This window comes from Leucobacter sp. (assembly GCF_053528595.1).
Map to the genome: position 1 here is coordinate 14,031 of NZ_JAIVPF010000070.1, position 19,166 is coordinate 33,196.

The 19,166-nt window shown below is 71.2% G+C and carries 15 protein-coding genes and 1 tRNA gene; 11 read left to right on the forward strand and 5 right to left on the reverse strand.

Translation table 11 applies throughout. The features are described 5' to 3' along the window. On the reverse strand, nt 1-1,848 hold the full coding sequence (dnaK, locus tag ACWKZU_RS14510) for a molecular chaperone DnaK (protein ID WP_449283044.1): 1,848 nt from the start codon (nt 1,846-1,848) through the stop codon (nt 1-3). A gap of 272 nt (nt 1,849-2,120) precedes the next feature. On the opposite strand from dnaK, the gene ACWKZU_RS14515 reads away from it, so the two are divergent. The 3 genes from ACWKZU_RS14515 to ACWKZU_RS14525 all read left to right on the forward strand — a co-directional run bounded on the left by ACWKZU_RS14515 (nt 2,121) and on the right by ACWKZU_RS14525 (nt 6,963). Next, a complete protein-coding gene (locus ACWKZU_RS14515) occupies nt 2,121-4,235 on the forward strand; it encodes a RecQ family ATP-dependent DNA helicase (RefSeq protein ID WP_449283045.1) in 2,115 nt (704 codons plus the stop codon). Nucleotides 4,236-4,284: 49 nt separating this feature from the next. Next, the gene (locus tag ACWKZU_RS14520; RefSeq protein ID WP_449283046.1) at nt 4,285-5,598 is read left to right on the forward strand and encodes an MFS transporter; all 1,314 of its coding nucleotides are present in this window, start codon (nt 4,285-4,287) and stop codon (nt 5,596-5,598) included. A gap of 78 nt (nt 5,599-5,676) precedes the next feature. Further along, a complete protein-coding gene (locus tag ACWKZU_RS14525) occupies nt 5,677-6,963 on the forward strand; it encodes an ATP-dependent DNA helicase (RefSeq protein WP_449283047.1) in 1,287 nt (428 codons plus the stop codon). 178 nt (nt 6,964-7,141) lie between these two features. Here the strand turns inward: ACWKZU_RS14525 and ACWKZU_RS14530 are convergent, their stop codons facing one another. Next, nucleotides 7,142-8,212 carry a biliverdin-producing heme oxygenase gene (locus tag ACWKZU_RS14530; protein WP_449283048.1) on the reverse strand — a complete coding sequence of 357 codons (1,071 nt, stop codon included), beginning with the start codon at nt 8,210-8,212 and terminating at the stop codon, nt 7,142-7,144. Between the two features lie 119 nt (nt 8,213-8,331). Here ACWKZU_RS14530 and ACWKZU_RS14535 point away from each other — a divergent pair, with 119 nt between their 5' ends. Together ACWKZU_RS14535 and ACWKZU_RS14540 are read left to right on the forward strand one after the other, a co-directional pair. Beyond that, nucleotides 8,332-9,585, forward strand: coding sequence for a serine hydrolase domain-containing protein (locus ACWKZU_RS14535; protein ID WP_449283049.1), 1,254 nt, complete (start codon nt 8,332-8,334; stop codon nt 9,583-9,585). Nucleotides 9,586-9,646: 61 nt separating this feature from the next. Further along, nucleotides 9,647-9,717 (forward strand) — tRNA-Gly (locus tag ACWKZU_RS14540). A gap of 579 nt (nt 9,718-10,296) precedes the next feature. On the opposite strand, the gene ACWKZU_RS14545 is transcribed toward ACWKZU_RS14540, so the two are convergent. Together ACWKZU_RS14545 and ACWKZU_RS14550 are read right to left on the reverse strand one after the other, a co-directional pair. Then, nucleotides 10,297-10,839: a methylated-DNA--[protein]-cysteine S-methyltransferase gene (locus ACWKZU_RS14545; protein WP_449283050.1), complete on the reverse strand. Its 543-nt coding sequence runs from the start codon at nt 10,837-10,839 to the stop codon at nt 10,297-10,299. Next, nucleotides 10,836-12,377 (reverse strand): DNA-3-methyladenine glycosylase 2 family protein, encoded by a 1,542-nt coding sequence (locus ACWKZU_RS14550; protein ID WP_449283051.1) that lies wholly within the window; start codon nt 12,375-12,377, stop codon nt 10,836-10,838. Before ACWKZU_RS14550 ends, ACWKZU_RS14545 begins: the two co-directional genes overlap by 4 nt. Nucleotides 12,378-12,465: 88 nt before the next feature. On the opposite strand from ACWKZU_RS14550, the gene ACWKZU_RS14555 reads away from it, so the two are divergent. The 6 genes from ACWKZU_RS14555 (at nt 12,466) to ACWKZU_RS14580 (ending at nt 18,787) form a co-directional block, all read left to right on the forward strand. After that, nucleotides 12,466-13,005 carry a TetR/AcrR family transcriptional regulator gene (locus tag ACWKZU_RS14555; RefSeq protein ID WP_449283052.1) on the forward strand — a complete coding sequence of 180 codons (540 nt, stop codon included), beginning with the start codon at nt 12,466-12,468 and terminating at the stop codon, nt 13,003-13,005. Between the two features lie 267 nt (nt 13,006-13,272). Beyond that, the gene (locus ACWKZU_RS14560; RefSeq protein WP_449283053.1) at nt 13,273-14,403 is read left to right on the forward strand and encodes a tyramine oxidase subunit B; all 1,131 of its coding nucleotides are present in this window, start codon (nt 13,273-13,275) and stop codon (nt 14,401-14,403) included. 161 nt (nt 14,404-14,564) lie between these two features. After that, nucleotides 14,565-15,737 carry an N-methyl-L-tryptophan oxidase gene (gene solA, locus ACWKZU_RS14565; RefSeq protein WP_449283054.1) on the forward strand — a complete coding sequence of 391 codons (1,173 nt, stop codon included), beginning with the start codon at nt 14,565-14,567 and terminating at the stop codon, nt 15,735-15,737. A 230-nt stretch (nt 15,738-15,967) separates the two neighbouring features. Next, complete coding sequence (locus ACWKZU_RS14570; RefSeq protein ID WP_449283055.1) at nt 15,968-16,912, forward strand: ATP-binding cassette domain-containing protein; 945 nt, start codon at nt 15,968-15,970, stop codon at nt 16,910-16,912. Continuing rightward, complete coding sequence (locus ACWKZU_RS14575) at nt 16,909-17,736, forward strand: ABC transporter permease (RefSeq protein ID WP_449283056.1); 828 nt, start codon at nt 16,909-16,911, stop codon at nt 17,734-17,736. The genes ACWKZU_RS14570 and ACWKZU_RS14575 overlap by 4 nt, the downstream gene beginning before the upstream one ends. 67 nt (nt 17,737-17,803) lie before the next feature. Continuing rightward, nucleotides 17,804-18,787 carry an LLM class flavin-dependent oxidoreductase gene (locus ACWKZU_RS14580; RefSeq protein WP_449283057.1) on the forward strand — a complete coding sequence of 328 codons (984 nt, stop codon included), beginning with the start codon at nt 17,804-17,806 and terminating at the stop codon, nt 18,785-18,787. A gap of 45 nt (nt 18,788-18,832) precedes the next feature. Here ACWKZU_RS14580 and ACWKZU_RS14585 read toward each other — a convergent pair. Next, on the reverse strand, nt 18,833-19,166 hold a 334-nt coding region (locus tag ACWKZU_RS14585; RefSeq protein WP_449283058.1), incomplete at its 5' end, for a hypothetical protein.

Here is a 19,166-nt window from a genome sequence, read left to right on the forward strand (position 1 = left end):
TTACTTCTGCTCCTCATCGTCCTCGACGACCTCGGCGTCCACCACGTCGTCGTCGCCCGACTGCTCGTCGGCGTCGGCCGCGGGGGCCTCGGCCTGCGCCGCGGCGTAGATCGCCTCGCCGAGCTTGGTCTGGCTCTGGCCGAGCTTGTCGGACGCGGTCTTCACGGCGTCGTCGTCCTCGCCGGCGAGCGCCTGCTTCAGCTCGTCCAGGTCGCCCTGCACCTCGGTCTTCACGTCCTCGGGCAGCTTGTCCTCGTTCTCGCTGATGAGCTTCTCCACCGAGTAGGCGAGCTGCTCGGCGTTGTTGCGCTGCTCGGCCGACTCGCGGCGCTTCTTGTCCTCGGCGGCGTGCTCCTCGGCCTCGCGCACCATGCGCTCGATGTCCTCCTTCGAGAGCGTCGAGCCGCCGGAGATCGTGATGGTCTGCTCCTTGCCGGTGCCCTTGTCCTTCGCCGAGACCTGCACGATGCCGTTGGCGTCGATGTCGAAGGTGACCTCGATCTGCGGCACGCCGCGGGGGGCCGGGGCGATGCCGGTCAGCTCGAAGGTGCCCAGGTTCTTGTTGTCGCGGGTGAACTCGCGCTCGCCCTGGAAGACCTGGATGGCCACCGACGGCTGGTTGTCCTCGGCGGTCGTGAAGGTCTCGCTGCGCTTGGTCGGGATCGCGGTGTTGCGCTCGATGAGCTTCGTCATGATGCCGCCCTTGGTCTCGATGCCGAGCGAGAGCGGGGTGACGTCGATGAGCAGCACGTCCTTGCGCTCGCCCTTCAGCACGCCGGCCTGCAGGGCGGCGCCGACGGCCACGACCTCATCGGGGTTGACGCCCTTGTTGGGCTCCTTGCCGCCGGTGAGCTTCTTGACGAGCTCGGTGACGGCGGGCATGCGGGTCGAACCGCCGACCAGCACCACGTGCGCGATGTCCGAGACCTTGACGCCGGCCTCCTTGATCACGTCCTCGAACGGCTTGCGCGTGCGCTCGAGCAGATCCTTGGTCAGCTCCTCGAACTTGGCGCGGGTGAGCGTCTCGTCGAGGTTGGCCGGGCCGTTCTCGGTGAGCGAGAGGTACGGCAGCTGGATCTGGGTGCTCATCGAGTTCGAGAGCTCCTTCTTGGCCTGCTCAGCGGCCTCCTTGAGGCGCTGCAGGGCGATCTTGTCCTTCGCGACGTCGACGCCGGTCGACGACTTGAACTGCGTGATGAGCCAGTCGACGATGCGCTGATCCCAGTCATCGCCGCCGAGGCGGTTGTCGCCCGCGGTCGAGCGCACCTGGATCGTCGAGAAGTCGTCGTCCTTGCCCACCTCGAGCAGCGAGACGTCGAAGGTGCCACCGCCGAGGTCGAAGACGAGGATGAGCTCGTCCTCCTTGCCCTTGTCGAGACCGTAGGCGAGCGCGGCCGCGGTGGGCTCGTTGATGATGCGGAGCACGTTGAGGCCCGCGATCTCGCCGGCCTCCTTGGTGGCCTGGCGCTCGGCGTCGTTGAAGTACGCGGGCACGGTGATGACCGCGTCGGTCACCTTGTCGCCCAGGTAGGTCTCGGCGTCGCGCTTCAGCTTCATGAGCGTGCGCGCGCTGATCTCCTGCGCGGTGTAGCGCTTGCCGTCGATCTCATCGCTCTTCCAGTCGGTGCCCATGTGGCGCTTGACCGAGGCGATCGTGCGATCGACGTTGGTGACGGCCTGGCGCTTGGCGGTCTCGCCGACGAGCACCTCGCCGTCCTTGGTGAATGCGACGATCGAGGGGGTCGTGCGGAACCCCTCGGCGTTCGCGATGACGGTGGGCTCGCCGCCCTCGAGGACGGCGACAACCGAGTTCGTGGTGCCGAGGTCGATGCCTACTGCACGTGACATGTGTTCTCCATTCTGCGGTTCGGGATCGGGGCGTCGCGCGCCCCGTGGTCTATTCGCTCAGAAGCGCACCGGAGGATCCGCCGCAGCCTTGAGCCCGTTGCACTCAAGTTTACTCGGCGGGCGGGATGAGTCAAGTCCACGCGAACAAACTTGAGTCGAATTCACTCAACTTTCAGGGAGTGCGGCCGCGCTGCGCCCGCTCGCCGCGGAACGGAGCCGGGCCACCCGTGCCGGCGGTACGGATGTCGGAGGGACCTGGCATCATCGGAGCCATGCAGACGAGCGAGCACCCCACCCGAGCCGAGGCCCTCGACGTGCTGCGCCGGCTCACCGGCCGGGACGACGCGGGCTTCCACCCCGGGCAGTTCGAGGCCATCACCGCGCTCGTCGACGAGCACCGGCGGGCGCTCGTGGTGCAGCGCACCGGGTGGGGCAAGTCCGCGGTCTACTTCGTCGCCACCGCCCTGCTGCGGGCGCGCGGCTCCGGGCCGACCCTCCTCGTCTCGCCGCTGCTCGCCCTCATGCGCGATCAGGTGTCGGCGGCCGAGCGCGCGGGGGTGCGCGCGGCGGCCATCAACTCCGCGACCGCCGACGAGTGGGAGGAGATCGAGCGGCGGCTCGACGCCGACGACGTCGATGTGCTGCTCGTCTCCCCCGAGCGCCTCAACAACCCGCGGTTCCGCGAGACGCGGCTGCCGCAGCTGCTCGCGCGCATGGGCCTGCTCGTCATCGACGAGGCGCACTGCATCTCCGACTGGGGCCACGACTTCCGCCCCGACTACCGGCGCATCGCCGCGCTCCTCGCGGGGCTCGACCGCAGCATCCCCGTGCTCGCCACCACGGCGACCGCCAACGCGCGAGTCGTGGGCGACGTCGTCGATCAGCTCGGCGAAGACGTGCTCACGCTGCGGGGCAGCCTCGCCCGCGAGTCCCTGCGGCTCGGCTGCCTGCGGCTCCCCTCCGCGCGGGACCGCCTGGCCTGGCTCGCGGCACACCTCGGCGATCTGCCGGGCAGCGGCATCGTCTACGCGCTCACGGTCTCGGCCGCGGAGGACGCGGCGCAGCTGCTGCGCGAGGCCGGCCATGCGGTGGCCTCGTACACCGGGCGCACCGATCCGGAGGAGCGGGAACGGCTCGAGGCGGCGCTCAAGGCCGACGAGGTGAAGGCCCTCGTCGCGACCAGCGCGCTCGGCATGGGCTTCGACAAGCCCGACCTCGGCTTCGTCCTGCACCTCGGCGCGCCGTCCTCCCCGGTGGCCTACTACCAGCAGGTCGGCCGTGCCGGCCGCGGCACCGCGCACGCCGATGTGCTGCTCCTGCCGGGTCCGGAGGACGAGGCGATCTGGCGCTACTTCGCGACGGCGTCCATGCCCGATCCCGAGCGCGCCGCGGCCGTCATCGAGGCTCTCGAGGCCGCGGGCGGGGATCCGCTCTCGACCCCCGCCATCGAGGCCCGCGTCGATATCAAACGCACTCCGCTCGAGCTGCTGCTGAAGGTGCTCGACGTCGACGGCGCCGTGCGCCGGGTGACGGGCGGGTGGATCTCGACGGCGCTGCCGCGGCACTACGACGCGGAGCGGTACGGGCGGATCGCGGCGGCGCGCGACGCCGAGCAGCGCGCGATGCTCGACTACGAGCGCGGCGAGCGGTGCCGCATGGAGACGCTGCAACTGCAGCTGGACGACACGACCGCCGCACCCTGCGGCAGGTGCGACGTGTGCGCCGGCCCCTGGTTCCCGGACGACGTGCCCGCAGCGGCGGCCGAGCGGGCGACCGCGCGTCTGCAGCGCACGGGCGCTCCGATCGAGCCGCGGGCGCAGTGGCCCGCCGGGGCGGATCGCCGGGGCCTCTCCGTGAAGGGCCGCATCGCCGTCGCCGAGCGACCGCTCGAGGGCCGCGCCGTGGCCCGCCTCACCGACCTGGGCTGGGGCGGGCCGCTGCGCGAGCTCTTCGCCGCCGGCGCCGCGGACCGCGAGATCGACGAGAGACTCATGCAGGGTGTCGTCGCGACGCTGCGCGACTGGCCGTGGGCGCAGCGCCCCGTCGGGGTCGTCGCGATGCCGTCGCTCACCCGCCCGCGCCTCGTCGCGAGCACGGCCGACGGGATCGCCCGCCTCGGCCGCCTGCCGCTGCTCGGCGCGCTCGACGTCGATCCCTCGGTGCCGGTCGCCGGTCCCGGCGGCAACAGCGCGTTCCGCCTGGCGTCGGTGTGGCGCCGCTTCGGCGTCTCCTCGGAGCTCGCGGCCGCGGTGGAGCAGACCACGGGGCCGATCCTGCTCGTCGACGACCTCGTCGACAGCCGCTGGACCTTCGCGGTCGCCTCTCGGCTGCTCCGCTCCGCCGGCGCCGACGAGGTGCTCCCGTTCGCGCTCGCGGCCGTCGGCTGACGGCGAGGAAAGAGCGGCGAAGCGCCCGCGTTGGCAGTACGCTGGCGACATGAGCGAGCACACGGCAGCGAATGCCGCGACGGCCCCGGGCCCCGAGCCCGTGAAGAAGCGAACCATCGTCGCCTGGTCGCTCTGGGACTGGGGCTCGGCCTCCTTCCAGGCGGTCGTGACCACCTTCGTCTTCACCGTCTATCTCACCAGCGCGCCGTTCGGCGAGGAGGCGGAGGTGTCGACGAAGCTCGGCATGGCGCTGCTCATCGCCGGCATCGTGGTGGCGCTCGTCGCGCCGGTGCTCGGGCGCCTCACCGACGCGGCGGGCCGACGCAAGACCTGGCTCGGCATCAACACCGCCGTCGTGGTGGCCTCGACGGCGCTGATGGTGCTCGTCGCCCCGGCCGAGCAGTACCTGCTGCTCGGCCTCGTCCTGCTCGCCGTCGGCAACGTCGCCTTCGAATTCGCGAGCGTCAGCTACAACGCGATGCTCTCCCAGGTCTCCGACAACGGCAACGTCGGCAAGGTGTCGGGCTTCGGGTGGGGCATGGGCTATCTCGGCGGCATCGTGCTGCTCGCGATCCTGCTCGTCGGCTTCATCTTCCCCGAGGTGGGCTGGTTCGGCGTCAGCTCCGAGGGCGCCTGGAACATCCGGGTCGCGATGGTGATCTCGGCGCTGTGGTTCGGCGTCTTCGCCATCCCCGTCTTCTTCGCCGTGCCCGAGATCCCCGCCGACCCGCGGGCGCCGAGCACCGGACGCGGGCTCCTCACCGGATACCGGGAGCTCTTCCGCAGCATCGCGGACCTGTGGCGCACCGCCCGGCACACCCTCCACTTCCTGATCGCGAGCGCGGTGTTCCGCGACGGCCTCGCCGGCGTCTTCACCTTCGCGGGCGTGATCGCGGCGCGCAGCTTCGGCTTCGACAACACCACCGTCATCGTGTTCGCCATCGTCGCCAACGTCGTGGCCGGCATCGCGACCATCGCGGGCGGCGTGCTCGAGGATCGCATCGGCGCGAAGACCGTGATGCTCGCCTCGATCGTGCTCATGGTCATCTGCGGCGTGCTCCTGTTCATCCTGAATCCGCTCGGCGGATGGGTGTTCTGGGTCTTCGGCCTCACGCTCGCCGTGTTCGTCGGCCCCGTGCAGTCTGCCTCCCGATCCTTCCTCTCGCGGCTCATCCCGCCCGGGCGCGAGGGCGAGATCTTCGGCCTCTACGCCACCACCGGCCGCGCGGTCTCCTTCCTCGCGCCGGCTGCGTTCACCGCGGCCGTGGCGATCGGCGGCACCACGATCTTCGGCATCATCGGCGTCTCGCTCGTGCTGCTGCTCGGCCTGCTCCTGCTGCTCCCCGTCAGAATCCCCGCCTGACCCCCACCCCGGCCCGACGCCGTCCCGGCCCGAGCCGTCCCCGCCGCGGGCGGACGGGCCGCAGGCTACGATTGGTGGGTGCCGAATCCCCCGCTCTCCCCCGAGCAGCTCGCCGTCTACGAGCGCATCGAGCACACGCGCGAGCACATCTTCGTCACCGGCCGCGCGGGAACCGGCAAGTCGACGATCCTGAACCATCTCGCCTGGAACACGAGCAAGATCATCGCGGTCTGCGCGCCCACGGGCGTCGCCGCACTGAACGTCGGCGGGCAGACGATCCACTCCCTGCTGCGCCTGCCGACCGGCATCATCGCGGATCACGACCTCGATCAGCCGGCCGAGCTCAAGAAGATGCTCGCCTCGATCGACACGCTCGTGATCGACGAGATCTCGATGGTCTCCGCCGACCTCATGGACGCGATCGACCGGTCGCTGCGGCAGGCCCGCGGGAAGAAGCACGACCCCTTCGGCGGCGCGCAGATCATCATGTTCGGCGATCCGTTCCAGCTGCCCCCGGTGCCGCCGCGCGATCCGCACGAGCGCGCGTACTTCGCCGACACCTACCGCTCCCTGTGGTTCTTCGACGCGAAGGTGTGGACGACCACCCCGCTCTCGGTGATCGAGCTGAGCGAGGTGCACCGCCAGCGCGACGACCGCTTCAAGCAGATCCTCGGCGCCGTGCGGCACGGGGTGGTGCAGGAGGATCAGGCGGAGGAGCTCAACGCGGCCGGCGCGCGCCCCGCGCCGGCCGACGTGATCACGCTGGCCACCACCAACGCGACCGTCAACCGCATCAACGCGCAGCGACTCGCCGAGATCGGCGGATCGTCGCTGCGCGCGGTCGCCGAGATCAACGGCGAGTTCCGCGAGAACACCTACCCGGCCGACGAGGTGCTCGAGCTGAAGCCCGGCGCGCAGGTGATGTTCCTGCGCAACGACTCCGACGGACGCTGGGTCAACGGCACCATCGGCACGGTGTCGCGCATCGAGGGCACCGTCTGGGTGGAGGTCGACCGCGAGGAGTTCGAGGTGGAGCCCACCGTGTGGGAGCGCTACCGCTACCGGTACGACGCCGAGACGAAGAAGCTCGAGAAGGAGGTCGTGGCGGAGTTCGAGCAGTTCCCGCTGCGCCTCGCCTGGGCCGTGACCGTGCACAAGTCGCAGGGGCACACCTATGACGCGGCGGTGGTGGATCTCGGGCCGCGCGCGTTCAGCGCCGGGCAGACCTACGTCGCGCTGAGCCGCGTGCGCTCGCTCGACGGCCTCTACCTGCAGCGGCCGCTGCAGCCCCGCGACGTGATCGTCGACCCCAACGTGGTGCGCTTCATGAACGAGCGGGTGCGGGGCGAGACGGGTCCCTCCTGAGCGTGCCCGCCTGCTGAGCGCGCCCGCCTGGCGCACCCTCCGAGCCTGCAAGGGGCCCGCGGGTCCCGCGCTCATCGGCGCGCTCCCACCGGCATCCCACCGCTCCAGTCCCGTCGCGGAGGATCCTCGTCGCGCCCTCGACGGTCTGCGGGAGCGACCGCGCCGCCGAAATCCGCGGCTACGCGGCCGCGGCGGCCTTGGCGCGGCCCAGGTCCACGAAGACCGCGGTGTTGAAGCCGTAGGCCGCGCGCACCTCGTCGAGCATCCGCGCCTTCTCGGCGTCGTCGAGGCCCTCGCCCAGAGCGTCGAGCGCGGCGCGGTACTCGTTCTTGAAGTCGGTGAGCGAGCCCAGCTCCGAGAAGTCGTAGAAGGCGACGCCCTCGCGATCCAGCTCGTGCTGCTTCGCCACGCGCTTCGCGATCATCTGCCCGCCCGAGAGGTCGCCGAGGTAGCGCGTGTAGTGGTGGGCGATGACGCCCGCGATCCACCCCTGCTCGGTCACCTCGCGGATGCGGGCGGCGTACGCCTCGGTGGCCGGGACGGCCTCGATGCGATCGCGCCAGTCGTCGCCGATGAGGTGCAGGAGGTCCGCCTCGAGCGCGGGCATGCGCAGCAGCGCCTCGCGGTGGAAGGGCGCGAAATCGGGATCGGTTGCGAATCGGGCCGCCGCGGCCTCGAGCGCCTCGTACATGTAGTAGTGCTGCACGACGAGATCGATGTAGTCCTGCAGGGTGCCGCGCCCGCGCATGATCTCCTCCATGAAGGAGGCGCCCTCGCTGTCGGAGTGATCCGACCACGAACTCTCGCGCACGACGACGGAGAACGGCTTCTCGCCCGGAGCCTCCGTCGCATCGGCGGCGTGGTGCCCGTGATGACCGTGGTGCCCCTGGGCGTGCTGACCCTGGTGGGCGTGGTGGCCGTGCTGGGCCTCGGAGCCGCCCTGCGACGCGTGCTCCTCGCGCGGCTCGATCCCCAGGCGCTCGCAGGCCGCGTGGTAGAGCGCGACGACCTCGCGGCGGATCTCGGGGCGCTCGGCGATCGGGCCGGCGGGCCACGCGACCGACAGCTCGTGCTCGCCGGACGGGTCGGCCACCAGCCAGACCCCTCCCTCGCCGGTCACGCCGATCATGCGGCTGGCCGTCGCGTCAGGGCGCCCGAAAGCGCGCGCGATCAGGAGATTGTCTTCGGCGTGGTCGCCGTTCATGTGTCCGGTCACGCCCGCGATCACGTCTTCAGTAAAGCTCGTCACCGCTCCAGTCTAGTAAGGTCAGCCTCACTTCGCCGCCATGGGGCGTTCTTCCCAGCGGCACGCAGTAGACTCTGCGGTGTTCTGTGCCCCCACACGAAGCATCAGATTGGCGGTCGAGTTTGATCCCGAGGCTTGCACACCGCACGCGCGTCGTCGCAACCGCTCTGCTCGCGACGGCGGCGCTCGGACTGACCGCCTGCACCGGCGGCGATCTCGCCGCACCGGCGGGCGACGTCAACACCGTCGACGAGGCGCTCGCCGGCGGCATCGACGAGGCCGTCGCCAGCGCGATGGAGCTGAGCGGCTCCTCCCAAGCGGTGGTCGGCGTCTGGTCGGGCGAGCAGGCGTACGTGCGCGGCTACGGCGACGGCGACATCGACGGTTCGGTCAGGATCCGCGGCGCGCAGGCCACTCAGCCCGTGATGTGCGCGCTCCTGCTCGATCTGGTCGACGCGGGACAGGTCGACCTGGACCGCGAGATCTCCAAGGACCTGACCCGGCAGTCCGGGATCGAGGGCGTCACCTACCGGCAGCTCTGCGACATGCGATCCGGCATCGCCGACTTCAAGAAGGGCTACGGAACGCTCTTCGCCAACAACCCGACGCGGTACTGGCCGGAGCAGGAGCTGATCGCCCAGGGCCTCGCCCACTCCCCCCTCTCCTGGCCCGGCCTCAACATGCACCAGTCCGACACCAACGTGCTGCTGCTGGCGCGCGTGCTGAAGGTCAAGACGGGCCGCGAGGTGTCGGAGCTGCTCGACGAGCACGTCTTCTCGAAGGCCGAGATGCCGTCCAGCTACTTCCCGGAGCTCACGAGCACCACGGTGTCCGGCTCGACCCTCACCGCCACCAATTTTCCGCTGAGCGGCGGCAAGGCGGTGTGCGACGCCGGTCCCGTCGAGGTTCCCGAGGTCTCCGCGTCGATGCTGTCGGGCGCCGGAGCCACTGTGACCACGGTCACCGACCTCAAGAACTTCTACGAGCACTACCTCGACGGAGCCTTCGGAGGCGACGACGCCTCGCTCACCACCGACGCCTTCCCGGTCAAGAACCCGAAGCGCGACAAGGAGGGCAACCCCACCGAGGAGCCCGATGAGGGCGGCCGCCAGTGGACCTTCGGCACGGAGAAGATGGGCCCCCTCTACGGCCGCAGCGGCGCGATCACCGGCACGCTCACCGCGGCGTATCACGATCCCGAGTCGGGATACTCGGTGGTCGTCTCCCTGAACAACTCCACCGCGGGGGCCGGCTTCATCAAGGCGCTCGCCTTCCAGCTCGCCTCGATCTCGTCCGAGGCCGGCGCCGGCCCGGAGCTGCCCTGGACCGCCGACGAACAGGTCGCGGAGCTCCAGAAGGGCGCCGTCTGCCAGTAGGCCGGCCCGTGCGATTTCGCGGCCCCTCACCCTGCTATAGTTGGTGCGGCGCCATCGCCCTGGGATCGTCGTCTAATGGTAAGACATCAGCTTCCCAAGCTGAGAACGCGGGTTCGATTCCCGTCGGTCCCTCAGCGGAAACCCTCTGCCTCACGGCAGGGGGTTTCGTGCTTCGGGATCTCCGGGAATCTCTGAGAACCCGGAACTGCGGCCGCGAGCGGCCGCAGCGGCGTGGCCGCGCAACGCTGGCGCGTTGCCCTGAGCGGCCGGCCGGGGTTCGATTCCCGTCGGTCCCTCCACTTGAATGACTCAAGCCCTCGCCTCGGCGGGGGCTTGAGTCATTCGCGGGGCCGACGGGAATCGAACCCTGCACAGGGCGCGGGCAGCGGGGGAACGCGCCAGCGTTCGATCTGCCCGCGGCGTGAGCGGCGCCGGAGGCGACGCGAGCGCTGCAGATGCCGGGCGCCAGCCCAGCATCTGCGTCGATTCCCGTCGGTCCCTCCACCTTCAGGAAGCCCGCCTCCGGCGGGCTTCCTTCCGTTTCGGGCCCTCCGAGAACCTCCGGGGACCCCTGAGAACGGCCTCGCAGGATCCGTGGTTCGCAGATCGCCCATTCCGGCCGAGAATAGGGGCGATCCGCGAACCATCGATGCAACGCGCAGCCGCGCGCAGATCCGCGCCCGGCAGTCGCGCACCCCAGAGCGGCGCACCTCAGAGCATCGCGCCCTCGTGGCGCAGCAGGCGCTCCTTGATGTCGGTGCCGAAGAGGTAGCCGCCGAGCCCGCCGTCGGTGCGCACGATGCGGTGGCACGGCACCACGAGCGCCACGAGATTGTTGGCGCAGCCCGAGGCGGCGGCCCGCACGGCCGAGGGGCGCCCCGCGAGCGCCGCGAGCTCGGTGTAGGTCACGGCGCGCCCCGCGGGCACCCGCCGCAGCGCCTGCCACACCTCGCCGCGGAACGGGGTCTCCGGCTGCGCGACCGGGATGGCGTCGATCGCCGTGAGATCTCCGTCAGCGTAGGCGCGCAGCGCGTCCGGGATCGGCCCCGCATCGCTCGGGGATGCGGCGAGGCCGCGATCGGCGAGCGACGCGTCGAGACGGTCGAGCCGCTCCATCAGGCTCACGGCCTCCGGATCGGAGTCGGTCGCGAAGCCGCCGGCGCGGAGCGCACCGTCCTCGGGGGTCCAGATCGCGTGGAACGGGCTGCCGACGATGTCGACGACCGCGTACGAGAGGGGCTGCTGGGAGGTCATGTCGTTTCCTTTCGTGAGGCCGCCTCGAGGAAGTCGGCCCAGAGGTGCTGGGTGGCGTAACCCCGGAAGGGCCGCCAGGTCTCGGCGAGGCGCTCGGCCTCGCGGTTCGCGGTCACTCCGAGGGCGCGGCGCAGGATCAGGTCGCCCGCGGGGTAGGCGTCCGGGTCTCCGAGCGAGCGCAGTGCGACGATCTCCACGGTCCAGGGGCCGATGCCGCGCATCGCGGAGAGTTCGGCCCGTGCCCGGTCGCGGTCGGCTCCGGGCCCGACGTCGAGGCCCGAGGCGAGCGCCGCGGCGAGGGTGCGCAGCGTCGCCGCCCGGGCCCGGGTGAGCCCGAGGCGATCCCGCAGCTGCTGCTCCTCGCACTCGGCGACGAGCGCGGGATCGGGCCCGGCCAGGAAGCCCGGCACGGCCTCGGCCCCGGATCGTGCGAACGCGGCCGCGAGCCGTCCCTGCAGCGTGCGCGCAGCGGCGAGCGAGACCTGCTGCCCCAGCACGGTGCCGAGGGCGAACTCGCGCGGCTCGCGCGCGGCGGGCAGCCGGAGTCCGGGGCGGCGCACGAGCAGCCCGCCGAGCAGGGGGTCGCGCGCGAACGCGTCGGCGATCTGCGCGGGATCCGCGTCGAGGTCGAGCATGCGGCGCACCGTCTGGATCGCGGGCATCGTGTCGGCCAGCTGCGGCAGCGTGAGCACGACGGGCACTCCCACCACCGGGAGACCCTCGCGCGACTGCGCGGCGGGCGACGGCACCTCGGGCCAGTCGATGCGCACCACCGCGGTGCCCCCGGGCACGTCGACCGCGTGCGCGGACGAGCCGTCGGGATCGATGGCGTCGCGCCCGGGCACGGCGTGCGCCTCGAGGTGCGCTCGGATCGCCGCGGCGTCGAACGGGGCCCGGGTGCGCAGGCGCAGCGCGAGCCGCGGCCGCTCGTCGGAGGCCGGTCCGCGAGGATCCTCCGCACCGGGATGCCGCCGCATCATGCGCGAGGGTGCGATCCCGAACTCCTCGCGCATCGTGTCTCCGAACTGCCGCACGCTGCCGAACCCTGCGGCGAACGCCACGTCGACGAGCGGGAGCTCCGTCTCCTCGATGAGCGCACGGGCCGCGTGAGCGCGCCGGGTGCGGGCGAGCTGCAGCGGGCTCGCGCCGATCTCCTCCACCATCATGCGGCGCAGGTGCCGCTCGCTGACGGCGAGCTCGGCCGCGAGGCCCGTCACGCCGATCGCGTCGACGGCGCCGTCGCGGATGCGGCGCACGGCGCGCGCCACGAGGTCGCCGCGCACGTCCCAGTCCCGGGTGCCGGGCACCGCTTCGGGTCGGCACCGCTTGCAGGCGCGGAACCCGGCGGCCACGCACGCCGCGGCGCTCGGGAAGAAGCGGCAGTTCTCGGGGCGCGGCTTGCGCGCGGGGCAGGAGGGGCGGCAGTAGATCCCCGTGCTCGTCACGCCGAGGTAGACCCGGCCGTCCCAGCGCGCGTCGCGTCCCGACGCCGCCCGGTAGCACGCGTCGAAATCGAGGATCGGAGTCTCGCTGGTCACGGGTCCATTGTTCCGCGCCGGCGCCGCCGGCGCACGCGGAAAACGGACATGGCAGTGCGAGCGTCCGGCAGTCGCTACGCTCGAGTGCATGAGTCTCCCCTCCGGTCGCGCCGCCCTGCTGCGAGCCACCATCGTCGTCGTGGCCGCGGGCGGTCTGCGCGCGCTGACCTACCGCGCGGTCGCCGCGGAGGCCGGCGTCTCGCACGGGCTCGTGCGGCACCACTTCGGATCCCGCGATCAGCTCATCGCGGAGGCCATGGAGTTCGCGATCGACGAGAGCCTGCGGGGTTCCAACATGCTCAGCAGCGCGCTCACCGCGGCCGAGTTCGCGGCGGGGATCGAGTCGCTCGCCGACCGCGAGGCAGGGATCCAGTCGTTCCAGTACGAGCTGCTGCTGGAGTCGCGCCGCCGCCCGGAGCTGCGACCGCTGGCGGAGCAGCACTATCGGGCCTACCGCGAGGCGATCTCGCGCCAGCTGACGCGCCTGGGCGTCGACGACGCCGAGCTGACGGAGCTGATCTGGTTCGCCCTCGACGGGATCGTGTTCAAGCAGCTCGTGTCGCCCGAGGACGTCGCGCCGGCGCTGCGCCGCATCCGCGCGCTCGTCGAGGCGGCGCAGACCGTCTGAGACGTCCGGGCTCCGGAGCGGGCCCGCGGGAGATCCGGGACGTGCGGGGTCCCCGATGGCCGCGTCGCGCGTCTCGAAGCGGTGGTGCGGGACTCCGCGCGTCGAGCTTCGCGGGCACGTGCAACCGGAGGGGGACGCAGCGGAATGATCCCGATTCGCCCTTGACTATCCAGATGGATAGTTTTAGGCTGACGCTACCGAGTGGATCGCGACCGGATCCCTCACCGGGCGCAGCCGCCCGGCGCAACAACGAAGGGACACACCGCCGTGCCGGACACCACGATCGAATTCCTCTACCTCAACGAGCCCGACATGATCCGCGCCGGCGTCACGGACATGGCCGAGTGCGTCGACACGATGAGCGACATGCTGGCCCTCTTCGCGAAGGGCGACTACCGCATGGCCGGCAGCGAGAACAACTCGCACGGCGCGCAGATCTTCTTCCCCGAGACCGAGGAGTTCCCGGGGATGCCCGTCGACGGCCCGGACCGGCGTTTCATGGCGATGCCCGCCTACCTCGGCGGCGACTACCAGGTCGCCGGCTGCAAATGGTACGGATCCAACGTCGAGAACAAGAAGCAGGGGCTCCCCCGCTCCATCCTCATGTTCACCCTGAACGACAAGGACACCGGCGCGCCGCTCGCGATCATGAGCGCCAACCTGCTGAGCGCCTACCGCACCGGCGCCATCCCCGGCGTCGGCGCCCGCTACCTCGCCCGCGAGGACGCCAAGGTCGTCGGCATCGTGGGCCCCGGGCCCATGAACCGCACCTCGCTCGAGTCGTTCATGGCGGTGCGCCCCGGCATCGACACCGTCAAGGTCTCGGGCCGCGGCCAGGCCGGCATCGACACCTTCATCGCGTGGGCGAGGGAGAAGTTCCCGCAGATCACCACGATCGAGCAGGTGCCCGACATGGAGACCGCCGTGCGCGGCTCCGACATCGTCAGCATCGCCGTGCCCAGCCCCATGGGATCCGAGAACTACCCCACCGTCGAGAACGACTGGGTGAAGCCCGGCGCCTTCATCTGCTGCTCGGCGCATCTCGCGCTCGACGAGAGCCTCGTGCTGCGGTCGCGCCACGTCGCCGACGCCCGCAAGATCTACCAGGCCTGGGCCGAGGAGATCCCCGTCCCCGCCCACGAGACGGTGGGCATCTGGGGCATGCACCTCGTCGACCGCGTGCGCGACGGCCGCATGACGCCGGAGCAGTTCGAGGACATGGGCGAGATCATCCAGGGCCTCACCCCCGCCCGCCGGAACGACGACGAGATCTTCGTCTACTCCGTGGGCGGCATGCCCGTCGAGGACGTCGCCTGGGCGACGAAGGTCTACCGCAACGCCGTGCGCGACGGCATCGGCACCAAGCTCAAGCTCTGGGACGAGCCGGCGCTGGCCTGATACGCACTTCCCCGGTCATGCTGCGCGCAGCGAGGAACGAGCGCAGTGCGCAGCATGACGGGCAGGGGGCACGCTCGCGCAGGACGACGGGCGCAGCGGAAACAACGAACAACCGGGACCCTGCGACTCCGCGCAGGACGACAGAGCAGAAGAGGATCGATATGGACCTGCAGAAGACGGGCGTCGTGGTGATCGGCGCCGGAACCGTCGGCTCGATGGCGCTGTGGCAGCTGAGCAAGCGCGAGGGGCTCGATGTCGTCGGCATCGAGCAGTACGGCCGGGTGCACTCGCACGGCTCGTACGCCGGGGAGTCGCGCGTGTTCCGCACGGCGGTGCACGAGGGCGGCACCTACGTGCGCATGATCCAGCGTTCGCGGGACCTGTGGCGGGAGCTCGAGCAGGAGTCGGGACGGCAGATCTACTACGAAGTGGGCTGCCTGAGCATCGCGCCCGAGGGCTTCCCGGATCTCGAGACCGCGCTCGGCACCGTGCGCGACTACGACATCCCGCACCGCACCCTCAGCACCGAGGAGCTGCGCAAGGAGTTCCCGCAGCACACCGTCTTCGACGGCGACGTGGGCCTGCTCGACGAGCACGGCGGCGGGCTGCGCCCCGAGGTCGCCGTGATGAGCGCGCTCGACCTGGCCGAGGCGAACGGCGCCCGGCTCTACTTCAATACCCCGGTCCTCGGCATCGAGGAGCGCTCCGACGGGGTCGTCGTGCGCACGACCCAGGGCTCCTGGCTCGCCGACACCGTGGTGCTCGCCTCGGGATCCTGGTCGACCCGTTTCTCCCCCGAGCTGGACGATCTGCTGCGCCTGCAGGTGCTCGGCCTTACCTGGTTCATGCCGAAGCAGCCCGGGCTGTTCGTGCCCGAGAAGTTCCCCGCGTTCCTGCGCGACGCGGGTCCCGTGCACTTCTTCGGCGCGCCGAGCTTCGACGGCTACGCCTTCAAGGCCTGCACCAACCCCGAGTGGCCGGTGTTCCGCGACGTGGCCGACGTGCCGACCCACCACACCCGCGAGGAGCTCATCAAGATCGGGCAGCGCGCCGCCGAGCTCTTCGAGGGTCTCAACCCCGAGCCGGTGCGCGAGAGCGTGCACCACTGCGCCTACACTCCCGACCGCCTGCCGGTGGTCGACCGCAGCGCGAGCGGCCGCGTCGTCACGATCGCCGGCCTCTCGGGCCACGGCTTCAAGTTCTCACCGCAGCTCGGCGAGTGGGCGGCGCAGCTGGTCGCGGGCGAGGAGAGCACGGTGGATCCGCGCTTCGCGCTGCCCGAGCGCATGAAGGTGCTCGCCGAGCGCGGCCCCTACACGGGCGGCGGGCACTGATCCGGCGGCCTCATGGCCCGTCATCCTGCGCGGAGGGAGCGGCGAACCCAGAGCGGGTCCTCCGCTACGCGCGCCAGTAGTTGCTGCCTCGCCTCAGTTTTGGTGACAACTACTGACGCGCGAAAGCGGGATACCGGGCTGAAGCATCCCGGAGAACTCCTTCCCGACGGCAATAGTTCTATCTAGGATAGAGTTATCGCCAAAGAGGACGCGGCCGGCGAGGGGATCACATGACACAGCAAGCGATACGCGTGGAGGTCGCGGGCCTCTCGAAGCGCTTCGGCAGCGTGCAGGCCGTGCACGCGCTCAGCTTCGCCGCCGAGCCCGGGCGCGTGACCGGCTTCCTCGGCCCGAACGGCTCGGGGAAGACCACCACCCTCTCGATGGTGCTCGGCCTCACGCGCCCCGACAGCGGCACCGCCACCATCGGCGGCGCCCCCTACGCCTCGCTCGAGCGCCCGGCGCTCACCGTGGGAGCGTCGCTCTCCGCAGACTTCCATCCCGCGCACACGGGCCGCGCGCACCTCGACATCGTGCGCCGTGCCATCGGCGTGCCGAAGCACACGGTCGATGAGAAGCTCGAGCTCGTCGGGCTGGCCGACGCGGCCGACCGCAAGACCGGCGGATACTCGCTCGGCATGCGCCAGCGGCTCGCCCTCGCGGCCGCGCTGCTCGGCGATCCCGGCGTGGTCCTGCTCGACGAGCCGATCAACGGGCTCGATCCCGAGGGGATCCGCTGGATCCGGCTGCTGCTCCGGCACCTCGCGAGCGAGGGCAAGACGGTGCTGCTGTCGTCGCACCTGCTCAGCGAGGTGCAGCAGACGGTCGACGACGTCGTGGTGATCCGCCGCGGCGAGCTCGCCTTCGCCGGCACGCTCGCCGATCTGCAGCGGGGCACCGGCGAGCGCGCCGTGCTCGTGTCGGCTGCGGACCAGCCGGCGCTCGCGCACGCCCTGCAGGCCGCCGGCGCCCAGGTGCACGGCACACGCGGCAGCACCATGCGGGTGACGGGCCTGGATCCCGCCGCCGTGGGCGTCGTCGCGCTCGAGGCGGCGGTGCCGCTCTCGCATCTGAGCGTCGAGGAGAGCGAACTGGAGCAGAGCTTCCTGGAGCTGGTGGAGGATACGGCGACCCGGCCGCCCGCCTCGGCGGCGTCGGAAGGGGGTGCGGCATGAACCGCCTGATGCGCAGCCTCTCCTCCGAGTGGCGCAAGGTGCGCTCGACGAAGCTCTGGTGGATCCTCGCCCTGGTGCTCGGCGTCTACTCCGCCATGATGGCGGCGATGTTCGCCTTCATCTTCGGCGCGATGAGCGATGAGATGGGCGGGATCGCGCTGCCCGCCCAGGACACGGCGAACATGGTCTACGCGTCGGTCTCGACCTTCGGCTACGTGATCCCCCTGCTGCTCGGAGCGCTCATGGCCACGGGCGAGCTGCGCCACCGCACGCTCGGGCTCACCTTCACCCTCGAGCCCAAGCGCGGGATCGTGCTGCTCGGCAAGACGATCGTGCTGCTCGGCTTCGGCATCGTGCTCGGGATCGCGGGGCTGATCGGCGTGTTCGGCGCGGGCGCACCGGTCCTGGCCGCGACGGGCGGTGATCCGATGCTCGATTCGGGCGAGACGTGGCTGCTCTCGCTCCGGGTGCTCGCCGCGATCGGGCTGTGGTCGATCATCGGGTTCGGGATCGGCGTGCTCGTGCGCAACCAGGCCTTCGCGATCGTGCTGGCCCTCGTGTTCACCCAGTTCGTCGAGCCCGTGCTGCGCACCGGCGCCCAGTTCTGGGAGTGGAGCGCGCAGATCGCGAAGTTCCTTCCCGGGTCGGCGACCGACGCCTTCGTCGGGGCGAGCGTCATGACGAGCGTGTCGTCGCTCGATCCCTCACTCCCCGAGGGGGCCGGTGCGCTCGGGATCTGGGGCGGACTGCTGGTCATGCTCGCGTACGCGGTCGTGGCGGTGGCGGCCGGTTGGGCGCTGCGCTGGCGTCGCGACGTGGTCTAGCCGCGCGAATCGGACGGCACGGGGGCGCGGACGGAATACGACCGCGCCGCCCCGTGTTGGGTCCGGTATGGCCGCGACACCCCTCTCGATCCTCGATCTCGCCACCGTGGAAGCGGACGGGAGCATCGCCGACGCCTTCCAGCACTCCGTGGAGGTGGCGCAGCTCGCCGAACGCAGCGGCTACCGGCGGATCTGGTACGCCGAGCATCACAACATGCCCTCGATCGCGTCGAGCGCCACGGCGGTGCTGATCGCGCACATCGCGGCGCACACCTCGAGCATCGGGCTCGGCGCCGGCGGTGTGATGCTGCCGAACCACTCCCCGCTCGTGATCGCCGAGCAGTTCGGCACGCTCGCCGAGCTGCACCCGCACCGGATCCACCTCGGGCTCGGCCGCGCCCCCGGCACCGACGGCGCCACGTTCCGGGCGCTGCGCCGCACGCACCAGGCCGCCGAGAGCTTTCCGAGCGACGTCGTCGAGCTGCAGCGCTACCTCTCCGACGAGCTGCCGCGCAACGCGGTCAACGCGTACCCCGGCCGCGGGACGCGGGTGCCGCTCACGATCCTCGGATCCAGCCTCTTCGGCGCCAGCCTCGCGGCGCAGCTCGGGCTGCCCTACTCGTTCGCGTCTCACTTCGCACCGCAGCACCTGACGAGCGCCGTGCAGCACTACCGCGCCCATTACGTGCCGAGCGAGGCGCACCCGGAACCCTACGTGAGCGCCGGCGTGAACGTCGTGGCGGCCGAGAGCGACGGCGAGGCGGAGGCGCTCTTCGCGCGCACCGAGGTGGATCGCGTGCGGCGGTTCCTGTCGCGCGGGCGGGAGCGGGAGCTCACCGTCGACGAGGCGTCGGCCCTGATCGACACCCCGGCCGGGCGCGAGATCCGCGGCATGCTGCAGTACACGGCGATCGGCGGGCGTGATCGCGTGCGGGAGGAGCTCGAGGCGTTCGCCCGCTTCGCGGACGTGGACGAGCTCGTCACCGTGCACGCCGCCCCCACGCGCCGCGAACAACTCGCGTCGGTGCGCATCGCGGCTCCGGCGGACTAGCGACGCGCGAGGGCTCGGGCCTCGAAGGTTTCAGATGCCGGGAGTTCAGGCCTCGGGCGCCAGCAGCGCCTGCAGGCGCGGGCGCGCGCGCTGGACGCGCGCCGGCAGCGTCTGCCAGCCGTCCATCATCCCGGAGAGCACCTGGGCTCCGATGAAGGTCTCGTGCACCACCTCGGCCAGTTCCGAGGACTTGACGGGAGACGTGACCGAACCGTCCTCGAGTCCCTCGCGGATGAGGGTCTCGGCGACGCGCTGCCACTCCTCGTAGAAACCGTAACCGCGATCCTTCAGCTCGTCCGGCAGCGATCCCACGAGGCGGATCCCGGCCTGCACCAGCGCATCCGACGAGATCAACTCCGCCACACCGTCCAGCAGATCC

What these genes read in the sequence shown, in the direction of transcription:
- dnaK (WP_449283044.1), bottom strand. Translation starts at nt 1,848, where the DNA reads ATGTCACGTGCAGTAGGCATCGACCTCGGCACCACGAACTCGGTTGTC.
- ACWKZU_RS14515 (WP_449283045.1), top strand. Translation starts at nt 2,121, where the DNA reads ATGCAGACGAGCGAGCACCCCACCCGAGCCGAGGCCCTCGACGTGCTG.
- ACWKZU_RS14520 (WP_449283046.1), top strand. Translation starts at nt 4,285, where the DNA reads ATGAGCGAGCACACGGCAGCGAATGCCGCGACGGCCCCGGGCCCCGAG.
- ACWKZU_RS14545 (WP_449283050.1), bottom strand. Translation starts at nt 10,839, where the DNA reads ATGACCTCCCAGCAGCCCCTCTCGTACGCGGTCGTCGACATCGTCGGC.
- ACWKZU_RS14555 (WP_449283052.1), top strand. Translation starts at nt 12,466, where the DNA reads ATGAGTCTCCCCTCCGGTCGCGCCGCCCTGCTGCGAGCCACCATCGTC.
- solA (WP_449283054.1), top strand. Translation starts at nt 14,565, where the DNA reads ATGGACCTGCAGAAGACGGGCGTCGTGGTGATCGGCGCCGGAACCGTC.
- ACWKZU_RS14570 (WP_449283055.1), top strand. Translation starts at nt 15,968, where the DNA reads ATGACACAGCAAGCGATACGCGTGGAGGTCGCGGGCCTCTCGAAGCGC.
- ACWKZU_RS14575 (WP_449283056.1), top strand. Translation starts at nt 16,909, where the DNA reads ATGAACCGCCTGATGCGCAGCCTCTCCTCCGAGTGGCGCAAGGTGCGC.
- ACWKZU_RS14580 (WP_449283057.1), top strand. Translation starts at nt 17,804, where the DNA reads ATGGCCGCGACACCCCTCTCGATCCTCGATCTCGCCACCGTGGAAGCG.